This is a genomic window from Mesorhizobium sp. WSM4813 (assembly GCF_055811555.1).
In genome coordinates this window covers 1-203 of sequence record NZ_JBVVQU010000187.1, presented here as the reverse complement: position 1 = coordinate 203, position 203 = coordinate 1, and the positions used below count along the sequence as shown (strand labels likewise).

Sequence of the window (203 nt, the reverse complement as noted above, 5' to 3'; positions counted from 1 at the left end):
GTGGCAGGAGCCACGTACGCGCCGCCCTCTTCATGGCCGCTCTCGTCGCCATCAGGCACAACCCCGTGCTCAAGGCCTTCCGCGACCGCCTGGTCAAGGCCGGCAAGCCGAAGATCGTCGCCGTCGTCGCCACAATGCGCAAGCTTCTTACTATCCTCAATGCAATCGTCAGGGACCAAAAACCATGGCAAACAGCTTGACTT

Annotated in this window: 1 pseudogene; it reads left to right on the top strand. The window is 60.6% G+C overall.

The window, feature by feature from the left end:
• Positions 1–200: pseudogene (locus AC0L25_RS32585) on the top strand (IS110 family transposase); the annotation flags it as partial.
• Between the last annotated feature and the right edge of the window lie 3 nt (positions 201–203).